This window comes from Cryptosporangium aurantiacum, assembly GCF_900143005.1.
Taxonomy (GTDB): Bacteria; Actinomycetota; Actinomycetes; order Mycobacteriales; family Cryptosporangiaceae; genus Cryptosporangium; species Cryptosporangium aurantiacum.
In genome coordinates this window covers 1,421,807-1,440,504 of the sequence record NZ_FRCS01000001.1, presented here as the reverse complement: position 1 = coordinate 1,440,504, position 18,698 = coordinate 1,421,807, and the positions used below count along the sequence as shown (strand labels likewise).

Genomic DNA, 18,698 nt, shown 5'->3' with positions numbered 1-18,698 from the left:
AGGAGGCTGGGCCCATGGGGGAACGGCTGCGTTTCGACGGGTGGATCGCGGGCGTGGGGACGACCAGCGGGACCCGGTTGGTGCTGGGCCACTGGCCGGCCTCACCCTTCGGGCCGGTCAGCGACGTGATGGTCGAGGACGCCGCCGGTCATCGCACGCTGCTGGCGACGTCGTCCGAGCTGGCCGAGTTCGTCGCGGCGACGTACCGGTTCGACGCGGTGCGGGTGGTACCGGTGGACGTCCGGCGGACCGCCGCCCGCTGGACCGTCACCGCGGGCGGGCTGGAGTACGCGTTCTCGACCGGGACGCGTAGCCCGCTCGGACTACTGCTGCGGGCGGTGCCGTCTCGGCTGGCCGGTGCGCCGGCCTGGGTGCGCCTGGTCGACGTGCTCGCCCGGGTGGCGCTGCCGGGCGTCCGGACCCACGGCAGCGCGGGCAACGGGCGCCACGAGTGGTACGGCGCCCGTGACCTGCACCCGATCGTCGCCGTGACCGCGCACCTCGACGGGGCCGACCTCGGCACGCTCGCCCCGGTCGAACCACCGGTGCGGTTCGGCTTCGGGTCGACGCCGCGCGCCCCGTCGCTGGTGCGGGTCACGACGACCGTGGAGCTCAGCCCACCCGCTCGATCACGGCACGGCGGATGAGGAACTTGCCGGGCTCCCGGACCTGCTCGAACGCCGCGTTGTTGAGCAGCACGCAGCTCCCGGACGGCCCGGTGACCTCGACGGTGATCGACTTGTTGTTGTCGAGGTTCGTGACGCGCAACCGGGTGCCGACCGGGAAGTCACCGCTCGACGCGGCCGGAGCGCCGCCCTCCTCGCCGGAGAGCGTCACGGTGCTGCCCGCGCAGACGACCTCGCCGTCGCCGGTGCCTTCCGCCGGGGCCGCGGGTGCGGCCGTGGTGGGCGGGGCTGTCGTCGGGGCCGTGGCCGGCGGGGCGGGCGCGGCGGTCTCGCCGGCCACCGGATCGGCGACGACGTCCTCCGTGCAGCCCGCGACCGCGCGGCGCTGCTGGATCAGGTCGACGACCGCCTGCCGGTTCGCGATCCGCGCCTCCGACAGCGCGTCCGGGTTCCGCTGCTGGTCAGCGATGAAGTTCAGGTTGTTGCGCAGCGCGGTGTCCAGCCCGCCGCAATCCTCGCGGGGTGCCGCGCTCTGCACGGCAGGGCTCTCGCCCGCCGAGCTCACCCCGATACTCACCGCGGTGGCGCCCCCGAACACCAGCGCCATGCCCGCCCCGATCGCAGCAGTCCGCCGCCAACTCGACTTCCGATTCCGCACGACACAACCCTTCGGCCCACGATCGCTAACGCTTTCGATAGCGAGGTACGGCCGGTCCAGACCAGTCGGTTCGAATCCTGGAAGCTCTTAAGGTTCAGGCGGCGGACCGCAGCCGGTACGTCGTCCCGGAACTGCTCTGCACCCACGCGTCCGGCAGCGTGCCGGCGAGGGCCTGCTGAGCGCGCCACCCCGTGCAGTGACCGGGGACGAGCAGCGAGGGTGCGAGCGCGGTGAGCGCCTCGACCGTCGGCGGAATGATCGGCTCGAACGCCGCGCCGCTCAGGTGGAAACCGCCGATCAGCGCGTCCACCCGATCGATGCCGGTGAGCCGCATGGCGTGCCGCGCGATGTTGACGATGCCCGCGTGACCGCACCCGGTGACGAGAACCAGGCCCCGCCCCCGGACGTTGACCACCAGCGCCTGGTCGTCGATGACCGTCGGGTCGTGGCGCCAGGCCGAGCCGTCCCAGGCCTGGTGCGGCGGCGGCATGCCCCGCTCGAACTCGGTGACCCGGTCGACCTCGCCGGTGATCAGGATCGCGCCGTCGACCAGCAGCGACGGCTCCCGCCGCTCGATCACGTCGAAGCCTTCCCGGCGCAGCGCACCGGCCGACAGCGTCGGCAGTTCGACCGGGTTCGCCCCGGGTGGGGCGATCCGCCGACGGCTCCAGACGTTCGGGTGCACGGTGAGCGGCAGCCCGCGTCGTCCGCGCAGCCGGGCGAGCCCACTGAACCCACCCGAGTGGTCGAAGTGACCGTGGCTCAGGACGACGCCGTGCAGGTCGCCGACGTCGATCCCGAGCCGTTCGACGTTCGTCGCCATGCCGTCCGGCGAGGAGCCGGTGTCGAACAGCAGCGTCGACGTCGTGTCGCCGCGCCGCACGGTCACCAGCGCCGAGAACCCGTGTTCGGCGCGGAGGCCGGCGCTGGTCCGGCCGCCCTCGAACAGCGGTGCTTCGACCGAACCGATGCCCAGCGGCGGCCGTTCGACGCCGTCCCGCGAGCCCAGCAGCGCGTCGAACGTGTTGTCGATCAGCGTGGTGACCGCGACCTCGTCCACCGGGGGCACCGTGATCGGGTCGACGGCCGGTCCTTCGGCCGGACGCGGAGCGGCGGCCTCGCGCGCGGCGGCATCCCCGGGCTCAACGCACATGCCCCGAATCTAGGCCCGCGCGGCGGCGGCCGGGAAGAGCACCGCGGGTGGCTTGTCCACCGTGGAGACGTGGACGTGGTCGAAGTGGCCGCCGGTGACGTCCGCCGGGTCGTACGCGCCACCGCCGTCGTAGCGGCGCCAGCCCTCGGCGTCGTGCTCCCAGGACCAGATCCGGCCGTGGAAGATCACGTAGTGGACGTGCAGCGCGCGGGCGTGCGTCCGCAGCCACCGGGCCAGCCGCCAGCCGCGCGCCACCTGGGTCTCGGTCGGGAACACGCCGATCTGTCCGATCGTGTAGTCGCAGGCCCGGCCGTGCGGGTGGTCGCTGCGCGGGTTCCACGCGTGGGCGTCCCAGCACGCCCCCGGAACCTCGCCGAGCCGGTGCCGTACCTGGCCCACCAACCAGTCGGTCGGCGCGGTCACGCATCCGACGGCTCGCACCGGGTCCGGGAAGACACAACCCGCCGGGCCGTCGACGTACGGATGGGGCGCACTCGGGACCGCAAGTCCCGTGCCGAGCAGAAACGCGACGAACCGACATTTCACTCGAATATGTTAAATCGGGCGTGCCTCCGCGGGGTCGAGGACCACGCGGAACAGCGTCCGGGGATCCTGCAGCGACGCCGGCGGCCGGGCGGCGGCGCGCGCCACGACGTGGGTGAACCGCGCCGGGCGGCGGTGCGGAAGCGGCTCGCCCGGTACGAAGAAGTAGTCGCCGACGAACTCCCCGAGCAGCAGCCCGGCTCCCTGCTCCAGCGGCACGCCGAGCAGGTCACCCGGCTTCACGTCGTCCAGAAACGCGGACAGTTGCCGCAGGGCCTTCGCCGGACGACGTCCGGACAGCTCGCGGGCGAGCCCACGGAGCTCGACCGGGTCGAGCCCGGTCGCGTCGACCGGAACGCCAGAATCCGTGCCCAGCCCGACGACGCCCTGGGCGAGCGCCGTGCCGAGCTCGAGCGGGCCCGGCGGGCGCACGATCCACACCGGGACCCCGTCCGGCGGGACGGGCGGTGGTACGTCGTCCGCTGGTGGCCAGACGTACGGCAGGCCGTCCGGGGTGTCCGGGAACAGCGGGCCGTAGTACGCCGGGTCCTTCGCACGCAGGTTCGACCGGTGCGACCGGTGCACCGCCTCGTCGCCCACCCAACTCGGCAGCAGCCCGGCGTCGGCGGCCTCGGCCTGCGTCAGCCCGGCGGCGTCCGGGGCGAACTCGGCGATCTGCGTCGCTGTCGTGTCGGCGAAACCCCGCTCGCGCCAGCCGCGCACCATCGCCAGCCCGTAGACGACCAGCCCGGCGGTGCGGCCGCGCCACATCGTCGTCACCGGGTGGTTGGCCCAGCCGTAGTCCGGCAGTTCCAGCGCGCGCAGCACCTGGAGCGTCTCGACCCGCTGTTTGCCCAGCCGCGGAGCGTCGAGCAGTGCGGCGCTCTCGGCGAAGTCGGCGACCGGCAGGAAGGTTTGCAGTTAGATCACCAGGCTCAGCAGCAGGACACCGATCAGGCCGCAGACCGAGATGAGGCACTCCATCACGGTCCACGTCTTCAAGGTCTCGCCGACCGTCGTACCCATGTACTCCTTGATCATCCAGAAACCGGCGTCGTTGACGTGCGACAGGAACAGTGAACCCGCTCCGATCGCCAACACCATCAGCGACACGTGCGTGTTCGGCAGATCGGCGGCGACCGGCGCCAGGATGCCCGACGCGGTGACCGTGGCCACCGTCGCCGAGCCGGTCGCGACCCGGATCAGCACCGCGACGATCCACGCGAGCAGCAGCACCGGCAACGCGCTGCCCTCGACGGCGTCCGCGATGATCTGCGCCAGGCCGGTGTCGATCAGCACCTGCTTGAGGCCACCGCCGGCGCCGACGATCAGCAGGATCCCGGCGATCGGCGGCAGCGAGTCGCCCAGCGACGACGCGATCGCGCCGCGGTCCATCCCGCCGCCGCGGCCCAGCGCGACGATGCCGACCAGCAGCGCGATCGTCAGCGCGATCAGCGGTGTCCCGACGAAGTCGATCGCGTCGTGCAGCGGCGTCTCCGCGTCCGGCGCGACGACGTCCGCGATGGCCTTGGCCAGCATGAGGACGACCGGCAGCAGGATGCAGCCGAGCGTGACGCCGAAGCTCGGCCGCTGCCGCGTCTCGACGATCGGCCGTTCCGCGGTGGCGACGGCGGCCCCGCGGTAGTCGTCCGTCCCGGACGAGGCGTCCGCCGCGTCCTCGACGTCGTGCCCGGCACGTCCCGCCGTGCGGCCGGCGGACCCGTCGGCGGGGCGGTCTTGGTCCGTGGTGAACAGATCCGGCACCGGGACGTCGACCCAGCGCGCCGCCCACCGGCTGAAGACCGGACCGGAGATGATCACGGTCGGGACCGCGACCAGGATGCCCAGGGCGAGCGTCAGTCCGAGGTTCGCGTCCAGCGCGTCGACCGCGACCAGTGGGCCGGGGTGCGGCGGCACCAGGCCGTGCATCACCGAGAGGCCGGCCAGCGTCGGGACCGCGATCCGGAACAGCGGCAGCCCCGACCGGCGGGCCACCAGGATGATCACCGGGATCAGTAGCACCACACCGATCTCGAAGAACATCGGCAGGCCGATGATCGCGCCGACCAGCGCCATCAGCCACGGCAGGGCGGCCGGGCGCGCGCGTCCGATGATCGTGTCGACGATCTGGTCGGCGCCCCCGGAGTCGGCGAGCAACTTCCCGAACATCGCGCCGAGGCCGATCAGCAGACCGACCGAGGCCATCGTGGCGCCGAAGCCGCTGCTGAAGCTCTCCGCGGTGTCGAGTGCGGGTAGCCCGGCGCCCAGCCCCAGCCCGATCGCGCCGACGGTGAGCGCGACGAACGGGTGCAACTTGACCCAGGTGATCAGGACGATGATCGCCGCGACGCCGATGAGCGCGGCGATGATCAGCCGCGCATCGGAGCTGGCGGGGTCCGGTGCGTCGGCGGCGAGGACGGTCGCAACGTGCATGGGCGTCTCCCGGTCGGTAGCGGGCCGCAGCGCCCGCGACCGTCGCTTACCCACCACGCGCGAACTTCAGCCACACTCGCTCCCCCGAGTTGCATCGACCAAGTTCAGTGTGGGGCGTGACAGCGGCTCGACGGATCCCGGTGATCGCACTCTCGGTGTTGGCCGTGGTGCTCTGGATCGCCGCACTCCAGGCATTCCCGGTGGTCTTCTGGGGCGGCGAGTTCCCGCTCAACCCGGGTGGCTTCGCGGTCGTCAACCGGGTCTACGAGCACCCGTTCTGGCTCGCCGCCACCGCGGTGGTCGTCCTGCTCGCGGCGGTGGTGCTCGGCGTGCGGAACGTGTTCGTCCGCACCGCGGCGGCCGGAGCCGCCGCGCTGGTCCTGGCGTGCGGCGTCTGGTTGAGCATCCCGCTTTCCGCGGACGCCGAGCCGAGCGCCGATCGGCGGACGGTGGAGTACCGGTCACCGGACGAGCGCTTCACGCTGACCGTGTCGGCGGCCGCGAAGTTCCAGGGACCGACCTGGCTGCTGCGGATCCGCTCGCATGACGGCCTGAACAGCCGGGAGCACGTGCTCGGCTGCCTCGACGGCGACAACCCCGACGAGGGCCTCGCGCACGTCTCCTGGGCCGACCCGACGACCGTGCGGGTCGAGCGCGGCGACGGGACGACGATCGACGTCCGGCTCGACCCGGATACCGGCGCGCCCGACCGTCGGCTCGGAAGCGGCGTCGGCCCGTGCTACGGCCTCTAATTTCCGGGTCGGGCGACGTACGCACTAGCCGTCCGGTAAACAGAAGGCGACCCGGATCGAGGAGGCACTGTGGTCGACGGGAACGTGCTGAACACGCAGAAGCGGGGACGTCGGATCGCGTTGTCGAAGGAGGAACTGGACGCGTTCCTCACCGAGAGCCGCACCTGCCGGGTCGCCACGCTCACGTCCTCGGGCGCGCCCCACGTGTCCCCGCTCTGGTTCGTCTGGGACGGGACGTCGCTCTGGCTCTACTCGATCGTCAAGAGCCAGCGGTGGACCGACATCCTCCGCGACCCCCGGGTGGCGGTCGTCGTGGACGCCGGGCACGACTTCTTCGAGCTGCACGGCGTCGAGCTGCGCGGCACGCTGGAGCAGGTCGGCGAGGCGCCGCGCACCGGCGCGGAGTCGATCGCCGAGCTCGAGGCCGCTGAGCGGCTGTTCGCCGCGAAGTACTTCGAGGGCGAGGGCAACATGTACCACGACGGCCGGCACGGCTGGGTGAAGCTGACGCCGTCCAAGATCGCGTCCTGGGACCACCGCAAGATCGCCGGCCTCAACGGCGGCTGACCAGGCATCAGACGAGCAGACCGCCCGTCGCGCGGATGTTCTGGCCGGTCACCCATCCCGCGTCGGGGCCGGCCAGCCAGGCGACGACCCGCGCGACGTCGACCGGCTGCCCGATCCGGCCCAGCGCGGTGAACGCCGCGGTCTGCTCGGCTGCTCCGGGCGGGTTCGTGTCGCGGAACAGGTCGGTGTCGGTCGTGCCCGGCGACACCGTGTTGACCGTGATGCCGCGCGGCCCGAGTTCCCGCGCGGCGACCGCGGTGAGCTGCTCCAGCGCACCCTTGCTCGCGCAGTAGAGGCTGTGGCCGGGCGCGGGGATGACGGTGTTCAGCGTCGAGACGCTCACGATCCGGCCCTGGTCGCGCAGCAGCGTCGCCGCGCGCTGCATCGCGAACAGCGGCCACTTGGTGTTGACCGTGAGCACGCGGTCGAACTCCACCGGGGTGAGGTCCGCGATCGCCGCGCCCGGGTTGATCGCCGCGTTGTTCACCAGGATGTCGAAACCGTCCGCGACCGGCGCGAACAGCGCGTCGAGGGTGTCCAGGTCGGCCTGGTCGGCGGGCACCGCACGGACGGCGTCGCCCAGCGCCTCGACCAGCTCGTCGGCCGCGGCCTTGTTCGCCTGGTAGGAGAACACGACCTGCGCACCGCGTCCGACGAGTTCTTCGACGATCGCTCGGCCGATACCCCGCGAGCCGCCGGTCACCACCGCAGTCTTCCCGGAAAGCGTCATGCCCGGGGACGCTAACCAGCGGCCCGCAGGGTGTCTTGGACGAATGCGAACAGCTCCCCCGGTGTGACGCCGAGCAGCGCGCGGGTCTCCCGGCTCAGGTGCGACTGGTCGGCGTACCCGGCCGCGGTGGCCGCGCCGAGCGTCGCGTCCGGACCGGCCAGCGCCCCGACCGCCCGCTGCAGCCGGGCCACCCGCGCGACGGTCTTCGGCGACAGCCCGATCCGGCGCCGGAACTCCAGCTCCAGGTAACGGCGGCTGACGCCGAGCTCGGCGGCGAGCGTCCCGACCGGCGCGCGACCGGCCGGATCCTGCAGCCGGTGCCAGGCCCGGTCGACGATCCGCGCGGGTCCGGTACGCGCGGCGCGCAGCCGGGCGCTGAACTCCGCGTCCAGCGCCGCCACCCGGGACGGCCAGTCCGGCAGCTCCGCGATCCGGTCGGCCAGCCGCGTGGCGCGTGGCCCGCCGACCGCGTCCAGCGGCACCACCTCGTCGGCGAGCACCCCGGCCTCCGGGCCGAGGAGCGTCCGCACGCCCGCCGGGGTCAGCCCCACCGAGACGCCGTCGCGCCAGGCCGGGCCGTCGTGCAGCCCGCCGGTGCCGCGCGGCCCGGTCACCAGGCGGGCCGCCGGGTCGGCGTCGAGGAGGACGGTCGTCAGCGTCATCGGGAACATCCGGCGGCGCAGCGGGCCGGGGCCGAGAGCCCGGTAGCCGCCGTAGCCGACGACGTACCGGCGCAACCACGGCGCGGCCGCGCTCATGGTCGCCGAGCAGCGGCCCTCGCCCGGGTCGGCGAACGCGGAGTGGATCTGCACGATCACCGGCCCATTGTCACCCGGTGAGTTAGCTCACTAGAACGTTCTAGACAATGGCCTATACGCTGAGCAGCGCGTCTCGATGACTCGCGCACCGGTGCGCAGACCGAACACGTACCGGAGGGTCGAAGTGGAAGCTGTGTCCCGCGGACGGCGGAACGCCGCCGTCCTGTCGCTGGCGCTCGGCGGGTTCGCGGTCGGCCTGACCGAGTTCGTCGCGATGGGCCTGCTGCCCGAGATGGCGCAGGGCCTGCTCCCCGACCGATACGCCCACTCGACGTCGGACGCGGTCGCCACCACCGGGTGGACGATCACCGCCTACGCGCTCGGGGTGGTCGTCGGCGCCCCGGTGATCGCCGCCCTCACCGCGCGGATGGCGCGCAAGAAACTCGTCCTCGGCCTGCTGGCGCTGTTCGCGGCCGGCACCGTGGCGTCCGCGGTCGCGCCGACGTTCCCGCTGGTCCTGCTCGCGCGCTTCGTCGCGGCACTACCGCACGGGGCGTACTTCGGCGCGGCGGGCATGGTCGCCGCCGCGCTGATCGGACCCGGGAGCCAGGCGAAGGGTTTCGCGGCGGTGCTGTCCGGGCTGACCGCGGCGAACATCTTCGGCGTTCCGCTGATCACCGGTCTGGGCCAGGCCACCAGCTGGCGGTGGGCGTACCTGGCGATCGCGGGCATGTTCGTGCTGACGCTGCTGGCCGTGCTGGCCACCGTGCCGCCGATCGCCGCCGCGCCGGGCGGCTCGCCCCGGCGGGAGCTGGAGGCGTTCCGCACGCCGCAGGTCTGGATGGCCGCCGCCGTCGCGTCGATCGGGTTCGCCGGGTTCTTCGCGGTCTACAGCTACATCGCGCCGATCACCGTGCACGTCGCCGGGCTGTCGCCGTCGGCGGTGCCGTGGGTGCTCGCGACGATCGGCCTCGGCATGACCGTCGGCAACCTGGTCGGTGGCGCGCTCGGTGACCGGAACCTGCGCCGCAGCATCCTGCTCGGGCTCGGTGCCGTCGTGGTGACCGCGGCGCTGTTCGCGCTCGTCGCGCGGTACCCGGTGGGGCTGTTCGTCACGGCGTTCGCGGTCGGGGCGGCGTGCCTGGTGAACGCGCCGACACTGCAGGCGCGGCTGATCGCGGTGGCGCCGCGGGCGCAGCTGATGGGCGCGGCGATCAACCAGTCGGCGACGAACGTCGCGAACAGCCTCGGCGCCGCGCTCGGCGGGCTGGTGATCGCGTGGGGCTTCGGGTACACGTCCCCGGCGTGGGTCGGCGCGGGCCTCGCGCTGGCGGGCCTCACCCTCGCCGTCCTCAGCTTCCGCCTCGACGCCCGACGGCCCACGGACAAGAGCGAGCCGACCGCCGTTCCGGCCCCGGTGGCGTAGTCCCACGTCCGTGGGGCTCAGTACGCTACGCGGATGCGGACAGGCGAACGCCGGCCGACCCTCGCGGACGTCGCCGCGCAGGCCGGGGTCTCGACCGCGCTGGCGTCGATCGTCATGCGCGACGCTCCGGGTGCCAGCGAGGCGACGCGCCGCCGCGTCCTCGAGGTCGCCGACCGCCTCGGCTACCACCCGGACAGCCGCGCGAGGCTGCTCCGCAGCGGACGGAGCCGGCTGCTCGGCGTCGTGTTCGGCGTCCAGCACGCGTTCCACGGTGACCTGGTCACCGGCCTCTACGAGGCGGCCGAGAAGCTCCGGTACGAGCTGGCGCTCAGCGCGGTCACGCCCCGCCGCGACGAACGGACCGCGATCGGCGGCCTGCTCCAGGACCGGTGCGAGGCGCTGCTCATCCTGGGCCCGCAGTCCCCGACGTCCGAGCTGGCCACGCTGGCGTCCCGGATGCCGGTGGTCGCGCTCGGCCGGGACGTCCGGCACCGCGCGGTGGACGTCGTCCGGAACGCCGACTGCGAGGGCCTGCACCAGGCCGTCGACCACCTGGTCTCGCTCGGCCACCGGCGGATCGTCCACATCGACGGCGGACGCACACCGGGCACCGCGGAGCGCCGCCGCGGCTACCGCGACGCGATGCGCCACCACGGTCTGGACGCCGAGATCCGGGTGGTGCCCGGCGGCCCCACCGGCGAAGACGGCGCCACCGCAACGGCGCCGCTGCTCACCGACCCGCCGACCGCGATCACGGTGTTCAACGACCTCGCGGCGACCGGCGTCCTGGACGCGCTCCGGCGCGCCGGCCTGAGCGTCCCCGGCGACGTCAGCGTGGTCGGTTACGACGACAGCCGGCTGGCGCGGCTGACCTACCTGGACCTGACGACGATCGCGCAGGACACCGCCGCGATGACGACGCTGGCGATCACCCGGGCGGTCGACCGCATCGAGGGCGAGACCGTGACACCGCGCGAGCTGGTCATCCCGCCCCATCTCGTCATCCGCGGCACCACCGGGGCCCACCTAGCCGAGAAGCCAGCGTGACGCCTCGGCGCGGAACGGGGAGAGCCCCTTGTACGACGCCATGTCCTCGGGGAGTTCCGCGAGCACGCGCCCGAACCGCCGGCGCCATTCCGGGACCGCGGCCAGTTCCGCGAGCGAGGCCAGATACGTCCGGATCAGGAACAGCACCGCGCCGGAGTACCCCAGCCGGATCAGGTGCTGCACCTCGACCCGCAGGTGCAGAACCTCGGCGAGTTCGTCCCCGGACAGCGCACCGGCCGCGGCCCGCGCCGGCCCCCACGACGGTTGCGCCTCGGTCGACGTGTCGAGGCACCGGCCGACGGTCATCGACCAGTTCGTCCGCCGGTACTCCTCCCCCGGCTGCAAGCGCATCAGGAAACGCTCGGCGCGGGACACGACCCCGTCGGCGTGGACGCGCGGCACCGGCCCGTGGATCTCGGTGAACGTCATGCCCACGTCGAACCCCACCGACCACCCGGCCGCGAACGTCACGCACGCGGCGTCCGCCCAGAGCGCGCCCTCCCGCTGGTCGAGCAGCACGATGTCGTCCGGGATCTGGCTACCGAGGAACGCCAGCGGGCCGCCGGGCAGCGAAGCGTCGTCCCCCTCCCGGAACGTCACGTCGACCCCGAGCAGCCGGTTGCGCCACCGGAACGCGTCCCCCACCTTGGTCAGCGTCATCGCGTCCGGATAACACGAGGCCAGGTCACGCAGGACCGTCACCACCGCGTCCCAGCAGGCCGGGCGCGCGTGCGGCAGCACGCGCAGCCGGCCCGGATCCCGCTCCAGGATCCGGGCCCGCTCCGCGAGGTCGGCGCGGTAGTCGTCGTCGATGTCGACGACGTGCGCGCCCCACGACCCGGCGGACGTGTGCACGGGCGTCCGGGCCCGCTCCACGTTCGTGCCGTACCGGAACGTGTCGGCCCGGAACGGGAACGGGAACCCGGAGAGGCCCATCAGCCGGTGATCGCGGCGACCTCGGCGGGGGTCAGCGTGATGCCCGCGGCGCCGATGTTCTCCTCCAGGTGCGCCACCGATCCGGTGCCCGGGATCGGGAGGATCTGCGGCGACCGCGCGAGCAGCCAGGCCAGCACGATCTGCCGCGGCGTGGCGCCGTGGTTGACCGCGGCTTCCTTGATCGCCGGGCTGTCCGCGCTGATCGGCGCCCACGGCAGGAAGACCAGCTGCTCCTGCTCGGAGAGGTCGACGATCGTCTCGGACGTCCGGTCGTCGACGTTGTAGCGGTTCTGCACCGACACGACCGGGGTCAGGCCCTGGGCGATCGCGATCTGCGTCTCGTCGACGTTCGAGAGGCCGATGTGCCGGATCTTGCCCTGCGCCTTGGCCTCGATCAGCGCGCCGAGGGACTCCTCGAACGGCACGGCCGGGTCCGGCGCGTGGAACTGGTAGAGCGGGATCTGCTCCAGCTTCAGCCTCTTGAGGCTGCCGTCCAGTGCTTTGGTCAGGTGCTCGGGCGACCCGTTGCGCGGCCAGACACCGGGACCGGTGCGGGTCAGACCACCCTTGGTGGCGATGACCAGGTCCTCCGGGTAGGGGTACAGCGCCTCGGCGATCAGCTCCTCGCTGACGTTCGGCCCGTACGAGTCCGCGGTGTCGACGAAGTTGACGCCGAGCTCGACGGCGCGGCGCAGCACGGCCTTCGCGACCTCGCGGTCCGGCGGGTCGCCCCAGATGCCCGCGCCGGTGATGCGCATGGCACCAAAACCGAGGCGGTTGACGGTCAGATCGCCGCCCACGTCGATCGTTCCGGCGGCACTCGCGTGGATGGCTGTGGACTCCGACATGCGGCAGGTGCTCCTTCGACTCGCGGTACGACCTGAATCGAACCTACGCCCGGCGCCGGAGACCGGCCATGTGTCATGTGACTGCACCGCCCGCCCGGATCGAGGTTTACCCGGCGTTGTCCCGGGCACTGGCAGGCAGCGGCTCGCGCGTCAGGGCATCGACGACATACCCTCGTCGTCATCTACGACCAGTTGCCCGGCGCGTGGGCCGCCCAGGCTGACGCCGTGGAACACGGCTTCGACGCGCTGGAGCGTCGCCAGCGGGTAGGCGTTCTGGCCGCAGATTTCGCACCGCCACTGCTCGATATCGTCCAGCGTGGCGACGCCCCCGATCGGCACCTCGATCGTGTGCTGCGCGAGCGCGCCACCGCAGGTGCAGCGTCGGGTCATCGGTCCGCTCCCTCGAGGTCCAGGCGATCCACCGGTGCCACCAGCCCGTCCGCCGGGAGGTCGCCGTATCCCGCCACGGTCACGAGCGGAAGCGCGTGACGCAGCGCGGCGCCGATGTCGGGCCGCACGTCGTCGGCGACCAGGAGCGTCGTCCGATGGCTGTGGACGAAGGCCCTGAGCTGCGTGGCGACGCCGCGCACCAGGATCTCCTCCACCCGCCGGTGGTCGCGCTCGGTGCGCACGAGGTCCTCGATCGCGGGCGCCAGGAGGTACACCTGGAGAAGGTCCCGGCCGCTGGACCAGGTCTGGAAGTTGTGCCCGCACAACCCGGTACGGACGAACGTCTCGACCCGGCGGTCGCGATCGGTGACCGCGGCCGCGCCGACGCTGGTCACCGGGTCGCCGAGGAGGTTCAGCCGGGCGTCCGGAAGATCCAGGTAGGGCAGCTCGAGCAACCGCTGGAGCAGCGACGGGAAGTGCGTCAGCGGGACCCTGCCGAGCACCAACGACCGGACCAGCGCGCTGAGCCGCCAGGACGGGACCGCACCGCGCACGGCGAGCACGGTCTTCGGGACGATCGCCTCCAGGGTGTCCAGCTGGGCCTGCAAGCGGTCCTGCTGCACGCACCAGGCGACGCGGTGACGGAGTAACGCGAGGATCGTCAGCACCACGTGCCCGGGCCGATCCCAGGTGTTCGCGCCGACGTTCAGCAGGTCTTCGGCGTACGTCGCCGCGGTCTCGCAACCCGGAGAGCCGGTGATCGGGAACCGGGCGGGCACCGGGTCGGCGCCCTCGACGGCCGCGGTCACCAGGTCGGCGGAGGCGTCGGTGACGATCCGGTCGGCGGGCAGCAGCGGGAACGTCGAGGTGACGTCGTTGATCCGCAGCGTGAACGCGTCGTTCCGCCCGGCCGCGGTTCCGTGGACCACGAGCGGCGGGACGACGAGCCCGGTCTCCCGCAGCATGGCGTCGGCGACGAACGTGATCCCGTCCAGGGCGCCCCAGGCGTCGTCGGGCGTACGCAGGGCGTCGGCGAGGTCGGCGGGCAGCTCGACCCGCACCTCGCTCCCGGCCAGCCGTGCCACGAGCGCCTCCAGCGCGGCGCTCGGATCGTCGTCGTCCCGCTCGTCCAGCGTGGCCGCGATCGTGTCCGGGTCGCCGACCGCGATACCGAGATCCAGCAGCCCCCGCAGGACGCCGTCCAGCCACGCGCCGTCGACCGGCGGGAGGCTCGTACCGCGGTCCCGGATCGCACCAGCGATCTCGGCGGCCCCCACCGCGGTGAGGAGCACCGACGCCTGCCCCGCGACCGCTTCCCGGCACAGCTCGGCGGCCGCCGCGGCCAGCTGCTCCACCGACCCCGGTTCGCCGACGCCGATCAGGGTGCCCACCTGTGCCTGCAGCGTCCAGCGGTACCGGACCGGGCGGTCCTCCACGCGCAGGGCGAGGCACCAGCCGTCCGGATCGGGGTCCGGTGTGTCCCGGACCGTCACCTCCGGGCTGATCGGCAGGCCGAGGTCGGCGGCGAGCGCGGTCAGCGACGCACCGATCGCCGCCGCGATCGTCTGCCGGTGTTCGTCGGTCGAGACGGCCTCCCACGTCGATCCGCGCAGGTCGGCCTCGACCCGGAGCCCGGTCACGGCTGGTCCCCTTCCCCGTCCGGCGACGCGGCCGCCGGTGACGCGAATCCCGGTGACGCGAATCCCGGCGGCGCGGCCGCGCGCCGCGCGCGTTCGAGCGCGGCGGGCATGTCGTCCGCGCGGATCACCCCGGGACCGACCGCGCGCAGCACCGCGGACACGTCGGTCATCGGCACGCCGTCGCGCGCCAGCGCACGGAGGATCGCCGCCAGCCCGAGCCGGGCCCTGGCCACCGGCGCCTCACCGTCGATCGCCTCGAAGCCGCCGACGATGAGGTCGTCCAGCTCGTCGAACGAGAGGAACTGCCAGACGTTCTGCCGCAGGACCGTCTCCAGCTGCGCCAGCAGAGTGGACGCGTCGGGCTCGTCGAGCGGGGCGGTCCCGTGCGCGGTGGTGACGCCGTTGATCTCGACGCGAAACTCGCCCGACGGGAGGAGGGAATCCTCGACCAGCCGGATCCCGGGAATCGTCACACCGGTTGCCGCGCGCACCCGCTCCCGCAGGGCGGGGATCCGCACCGGAAGGAAGTCCGGCCCGTCCCGCTTCGGGTCGACGGACGGTGCCAGGTCGGCCGAGACGAGAACCCGGATCGGATCCACCGCGGCCGGCCGGAGCATCAGCTCGCCGAACCGGTCGACGGTCTCCAGCAGCGTGCGCAGGTGCTCTCGCCGCGCGGCGTAGTCGGGATCGGTCCCACCGACGTCGATCGCCGCGTCGAGGGCCTTCGCCGCCAGCCGGTAGGACTCCGCCCGGTGGCTGAGCACCGCGCTGTACTCCCTGGCCAGCGCGAGGTTGCTGAAGTACACCGGATCGGTCGGCTGGTGCCGGGCGGCGCACTCGTAAGCGGTTGCCGCCTCGTCGTAGCCGCCCTCGCCGAACAGCTCGTTCCCCCGCTCGTTCTCCAGCCGGGCCAGCGCGCGATTCCACGCGTCGTCGTCGTGGTCGGTGCCGTAGGCGGCCTCGATCGCGGCCCGAGCCCCGGCCCAGTCCTGCTGGTCGGTGAGGAGCCGCCCCAGGGTCCAGCCGTACTCGCTCCGGTCGGGGTCCAGCTCGCTCGCCCGCCGATACGCGGCCACCGCGGTGTCGGCGTCGAGGGCAGCGGCCGCGACCTCACCCCGGAGCGCCTCCCGCGCCGCCGCGTCCACACCGCTCTCGGCCAGCAGCGCCTCGGCGTCCTCCCGGCGATCCGCCCAGAGCCTGGTCGCGACCTGGACGAGCGCCGGCCGCAGGTCGGTCGTCGGTACGGCGTCCGCCAGGCACGACCGGGCCTCGGCGAGCGCGTCGTCCAGCCGGTCGGCCTCCAGGAGCAGGTCGATCAGGTACGGCCGGAGCGTCCAGTCGTAGAGGCCGTTGGACACCGCGATCGCCACCCGGAGCTGCTCGACCGCGTCGTCGTAGTCACCGCGTGCACGGTGGACGAGCACGAGCCCGAACCGCGAGGTCCATTCGGCCGGGTCGATCTCGGCCGCCCGCGCGAACAGTTCCGCCGCCGCGTCCGCCTCACCGGCACCGGACTCCAGGTAGCCGAGCTCCTCGTAGGCGGTCGACCGGGTCGGCCGCAGTGCGATCGCCTCGCGGTAGTACGTCCGCGCGAGATCGGGCTTCCCGTTGTCCCGGTACGCGTTGCCGAGCAGCGTCTTGACGTCGTAGTCGCCGATCGGCGCCACCGCCACGGTCTCCTCGGCGAGCCGTCCGAGGGCGTCCTCTCGCTCGGCGAACAGGGCCGGTGCCGCGTAGAGGCGCAGGAGGTACAGGCGCAGGTCACCGGAGTCCGGGATGTCGGCCCCGGCGCGCAGCAGGATGCGCTCCGCTTCGGTGGTGTCCCCGCGGGCCACCGCGCAGTCGCTGAGGCCCTGGTAGCCGCCGTCGTATCCGGGGTCGAGTTCGGTGGCGCGGCGGTAGGCGTCCGCAGCGGCGTCGAAGTCACGCCGCAGGAACCGCACCCGGCCGATGCCTTCCCAGACGCGCGGTTCGGTCGGGCAGACCTGTTCCGCGCGATCGAGCAGGTCTTGTGCCGCGTCGGCGTCGTACCGCCAGTACACGCGGATCATCGCGGCCAGCGCCAGCAGCCGCGCACGCTCGGGCGGCGGCGCTCCGGTGAGCGGGAGCAGCCCTTCCACGGCCGGTAGCGCCCGGTCCCAGCGTCCCAGCAACACGTCGGAGACCGACTCACGGACGCGTTGCACCTGCGGGTCCGCTTCCGAGCCCGGCGGTGGCACCGCGGTGAGATGGGTCAGCAACGTCGGGCGGTAGATGCTCAGCACGCTCGCGCACGCGCCGAGCCAGACCGCGCGCGCCGACCGCTCGTCGGCCGCCGCCAACTCCGCGACCACGGCGTGGAAGTCGGCGGCGACCGCAGCGAGATACCGCGACCGCAGCCGGTCCACGACCGGATACGACGGCGACCCGGCCGCGCGGCCCGCCGCCGCGTCCAGCGCGCGCTCACCGAGGTAGGAGTCGTCCGCGGTCGCGGCGCCCCGCACCGGCTCCAGGAGATCGACGATCCGGTGCATGTCGAGACCTGCGATCGACGCGTCGCGGTAGGCGTCGCCCAGCAGGGACGGGATCGCCGCGGTCGGCGTACGGAGCATCCGGTGGTCCTCGACCGACGTCCGTACCCGGGTCATCGGACGATGCCCATGCGCTTGAGCGACTCCGGACGGACCGGCCGCGCCGGCTCGGACGCCGACCGCGCGGGGCCGCGCCGCGGGCCCGGCGAGCGGGTCCCGAACGTGTCGCCGTCGGCCACGTACTCGTAGTCACAGCGGGTGCACTCCAGCCCGGGGATCGCGACGACCAACCCGTCGGCGCACGCCGGACATTCGATGAACGAGGCCTTGCACACCCCGCAGCGTTTCTTGGCGCGAAAGACGAGAACGCCGGGCTCGCAGTACGGGTTCGGGCAGAACTCCTTGTCCCGGACCTGCAGCTGCTGCCCCTGTTGCGGCGAGACCCGCGTGACCACCGGGCGTGCTGCCCTCCGGAAGAACGGGTCGGAGCTGCGGAGGTAGATCACCGGCGTCCCGAAGTTCCGGTGGCTCCACGCCTGGTGGCCGCGGTGACCGGCCTCCCCCAGCTCGTGGCGGGCCCAGGTGACCGCCTCGTCGACCGCCATCTGGTCGAAGAGCCTGCGGTAGAACTCCTGGGCGAAGCGCTTCGCGTCCCCGTTCTCGATCGCGTACTGCATCGCGACGACGGCCGCGATCCGTTCGCTCCGCGCGAGCGCACGCGCGACGCTGTCGAACCCGCTGAGCGACTGCGCGCTCGGCGGCTCACTCGCGCCGTGGCAGGCGTGGAGGAACACCAGACGCCCGGGTCCGCCGTGCTCGTCCAGCCCTTGTCGCAGCAGCGCGCAGACAGTGTCCGCGTCGACCCAATCGGCCTCGTCGACCGCGGGTTCGGTCCCGGTGAGCGCCTGCTGGGTCGTGCGATGCCGGGACCGGCGCGCGAGTTCGTCGGCGTCCGCCCGGAGCGCGATCTCACCGGGACGGCCGTGCCCCATCAGATGGACGACGTGCGGCCGCCAGTGGCCGATCGTGGTCCGGAGCACGTCCCGGGACGGCGAGTCGAGCGATTCGACCGCGACGGCGTCGGACGCGAAACCCTCGACCTGTTCGACGATCCCGTCGTCGTCCACGGAGTCGAGGCCCGGCGCGGTCGGCTGCGATTTCACGATGAGGATGCGGAGCGAGTCGTCGGTCGTCGAGGGACCACCGAAAACGTCGTCGCGGTTGGGGATGTAGCGGGTCAGGACCAGCTGGGTCTTGCCGCCCGCGAGGAAGAAGCCGCTCCCCTCCCACGGCATGTAGAGGAACTCCCAGGGCAGCGCGGCCAGCTCCTGCACGGCCTCGTCGATGACCAGCCGCAGCCGGAGCACACCGCCGGCGCCCATCCGGTAGAACCCCTCGACGGTCTGCTGGAAGGCCTGCCCCAGCGGTGCGCCCTGTTCGCCGGGGCGGACGCCGCCGAACGCGATCTCGAACAGGTGCCTGCCCAGGATCTGCAGCTCCGGCCGTCGGCAGAGGTCACCGTGGGTCGCGACCCAGTTGCTGAGGATCTTCGCGGTCTGCCGCTCGAGCGCCGTCCCGCCCAGCGGCGCCTCGACCCGGACACCCCGGATCGCGTCGTCCTCGTAGACGCCGATCCGGTCGCTCTTCAGGGTCAACGTGCACGTGACGGTGGCCATCGGGC

18 protein-coding genes are annotated in these 18,698 nt (G+C 73.0%); 5 read left to right on the top strand and 13 right to left on the bottom strand.

Annotated features, from left to right (window positions below; all coding sequences use genetic code 11):
- The first annotated feature begins 14 nt into the window (after positions 1-14).
- A complete protein-coding gene (locus tag BUB75_RS06365) occupies positions 15-647 on the top strand; it encodes a hypothetical protein (RefSeq protein WP_073252326.1) in 633 nt (210 codons plus the stop codon).
- Here BUB75_RS06365 and BUB75_RS06360 read toward each other — a convergent pair.
- The 5 genes from BUB75_RS06360 to BUB75_RS06340 all read right to left on the bottom strand — a co-directional run bounded on the left by BUB75_RS06360 (position 613) and on the right by BUB75_RS06340 (position 5,413).
- Positions 613-1,233, bottom strand: a complete 621-nt coding sequence (locus BUB75_RS06360) for an RlpA-like double-psi beta-barrel domain-containing protein (RefSeq protein ID WP_073252324.1) — start codon at positions 1,231-1,233, stop codon at positions 613-615. The two genes, BUB75_RS06365 and BUB75_RS06360, sit on opposite strands and share 35 nt — an antisense overlap.
- Positions 1,234-1,378: 145 nt before the next feature.
- The gene (locus BUB75_RS06355) at positions 1,379-2,437 is read right to left on the bottom strand and encodes an MBL fold metallo-hydrolase (protein WP_073252322.1); all 1,059 of its coding nucleotides are present in this window, start codon (positions 2,435-2,437) and stop codon (positions 1,379-1,381) included.
- Between the two features lie 9 nt (positions 2,438-2,446).
- A complete protein-coding gene (locus tag BUB75_RS06350) occupies positions 2,447-2,983 on the bottom strand; it encodes a VldE C-terminal domain-containing protein (protein ID WP_073252320.1) in 537 nt (178 codons plus the stop codon).
- 9 nt (positions 2,984-2,992) lie between these two features.
- Positions 2,993-3,889: an MSMEG_6728 family protein gene (locus BUB75_RS06345; protein WP_281248294.1), complete on the bottom strand. Its 897-nt coding sequence runs from the start codon at positions 3,887-3,889 to the stop codon at positions 2,993-2,995.
- Positions 3,890-3,901: 12 nt separating this feature from the next.
- The gene (locus BUB75_RS06340) at positions 3,902-5,413 is read right to left on the bottom strand and encodes a GntP family permease (protein ID WP_073252316.1); all 1,512 of its coding nucleotides are present in this window, start codon (positions 5,411-5,413) and stop codon (positions 3,902-3,904) included.
- Positions 5,414-5,529: 116 nt separating this feature from the next.
- On the opposite strand from BUB75_RS06340, the gene BUB75_RS06335 reads away from it, so the two are divergent.
- Positions 5,530-6,165, top strand: coding sequence for a hypothetical protein (locus BUB75_RS06335; protein ID WP_143175040.1), 636 nt, complete (start codon positions 5,530-5,532; stop codon positions 6,163-6,165).
- An 87-nt stretch (positions 6,166-6,252) separates the two neighbouring features.
- Positions 6,253-6,732 (top strand): pyridoxamine 5'-phosphate oxidase family protein, encoded by a 480-nt coding sequence (locus tag BUB75_RS06330; RefSeq protein WP_073252891.1) that lies wholly within the window; start codon positions 6,253-6,255, stop codon positions 6,730-6,732.
- Positions 6,733-6,739: 7 nt separating this feature from the next.
- On the opposite strand, the gene BUB75_RS06325 is transcribed toward BUB75_RS06330, so the two are convergent.
- Both BUB75_RS06325 and BUB75_RS06320 read right to left on the bottom strand, forming a co-directional pair.
- Complete coding sequence (locus BUB75_RS06325) at positions 6,740-7,462, bottom strand: SDR family oxidoreductase (RefSeq protein WP_073252312.1); 723 nt, start codon at positions 7,460-7,462, stop codon at positions 6,740-6,742.
- 11 nt (positions 7,463-7,473) lie between these two features.
- A complete protein-coding gene (locus BUB75_RS06320) occupies positions 7,474-8,280 on the bottom strand; it encodes a helix-turn-helix transcriptional regulator (protein ID WP_073252310.1) in 807 nt (268 codons plus the stop codon).
- Between the two features lie 124 nt (positions 8,281-8,404).
- On the opposite strand from BUB75_RS06320, the gene BUB75_RS06315 reads away from it, so the two are divergent.
- Positions 8,405-9,646 carry an MFS transporter gene (locus tag BUB75_RS06315; RefSeq protein ID WP_073252308.1) on the top strand — a complete coding sequence of 414 codons (1,242 nt, stop codon included), beginning with the start codon at positions 8,405-8,407 and terminating at the stop codon, positions 9,644-9,646.
- Positions 9,647-9,679: 33 nt separating this feature from the next.
- A complete protein-coding gene (locus tag BUB75_RS06310) occupies positions 9,680-10,693 on the top strand; it encodes a LacI family DNA-binding transcriptional regulator (RefSeq protein WP_073252306.1) in 1,014 nt (337 codons plus the stop codon).
- Here BUB75_RS06310 and BUB75_RS06305 read toward each other — a convergent pair.
- From BUB75_RS06305 to BUB75_RS06280, 6 genes are all read right to left on the bottom strand, one after another.
- A complete protein-coding gene (locus tag BUB75_RS06305; RefSeq protein ID WP_073252304.1) occupies positions 10,673-11,629 on the bottom strand; it encodes a heme-dependent oxidative N-demethylase family protein in 957 nt (318 codons plus the stop codon). The genes BUB75_RS06310 and BUB75_RS06305 overlap by 21 nt on opposite strands.
- A complete protein-coding gene (locus tag BUB75_RS06300) occupies positions 11,629-12,477 on the bottom strand; it encodes an aldo/keto reductase (protein ID WP_073252303.1) in 849 nt (282 codons plus the stop codon). The genes BUB75_RS06305 and BUB75_RS06300 overlap by 1 nt, the downstream gene beginning before the upstream one ends.
- 150 nt (positions 12,478-12,627) lie before the next feature.
- Complete coding sequence (locus BUB75_RS06295; protein ID WP_073252302.1) at positions 12,628-12,867, bottom strand: hypothetical protein; 240 nt, start codon at positions 12,865-12,867, stop codon at positions 12,628-12,630.
- Positions 12,864-14,507 carry an FHIPEP family type III secretion protein gene (locus BUB75_RS06290; protein WP_073252301.1) on the bottom strand — a complete coding sequence of 548 codons (1,644 nt, stop codon included), beginning with the start codon at positions 14,505-14,507 and terminating at the stop codon, positions 12,864-12,866. Before BUB75_RS06290 ends, BUB75_RS06295 begins: the two co-directional genes overlap by 4 nt.
- A complete protein-coding gene (locus BUB75_RS06285; RefSeq protein WP_073252300.1) occupies positions 14,504-17,134 on the bottom strand; it encodes a tetratricopeptide repeat protein in 2,631 nt (876 codons plus the stop codon). Before BUB75_RS06285 ends, BUB75_RS06290 begins: the two co-directional genes overlap by 4 nt.
- The gene (locus tag BUB75_RS06280; RefSeq protein ID WP_073252298.1) at positions 17,131-18,693 is read right to left on the bottom strand and encodes a CHAT domain-containing protein; all 1,563 of its coding nucleotides are present in this window, start codon (positions 18,691-18,693) and stop codon (positions 17,131-17,133) included. The genes BUB75_RS06285 and BUB75_RS06280 overlap by 4 nt, the downstream gene beginning before the upstream one ends.
- Positions 18,694-18,698 lie beyond the last annotated feature (5 nt).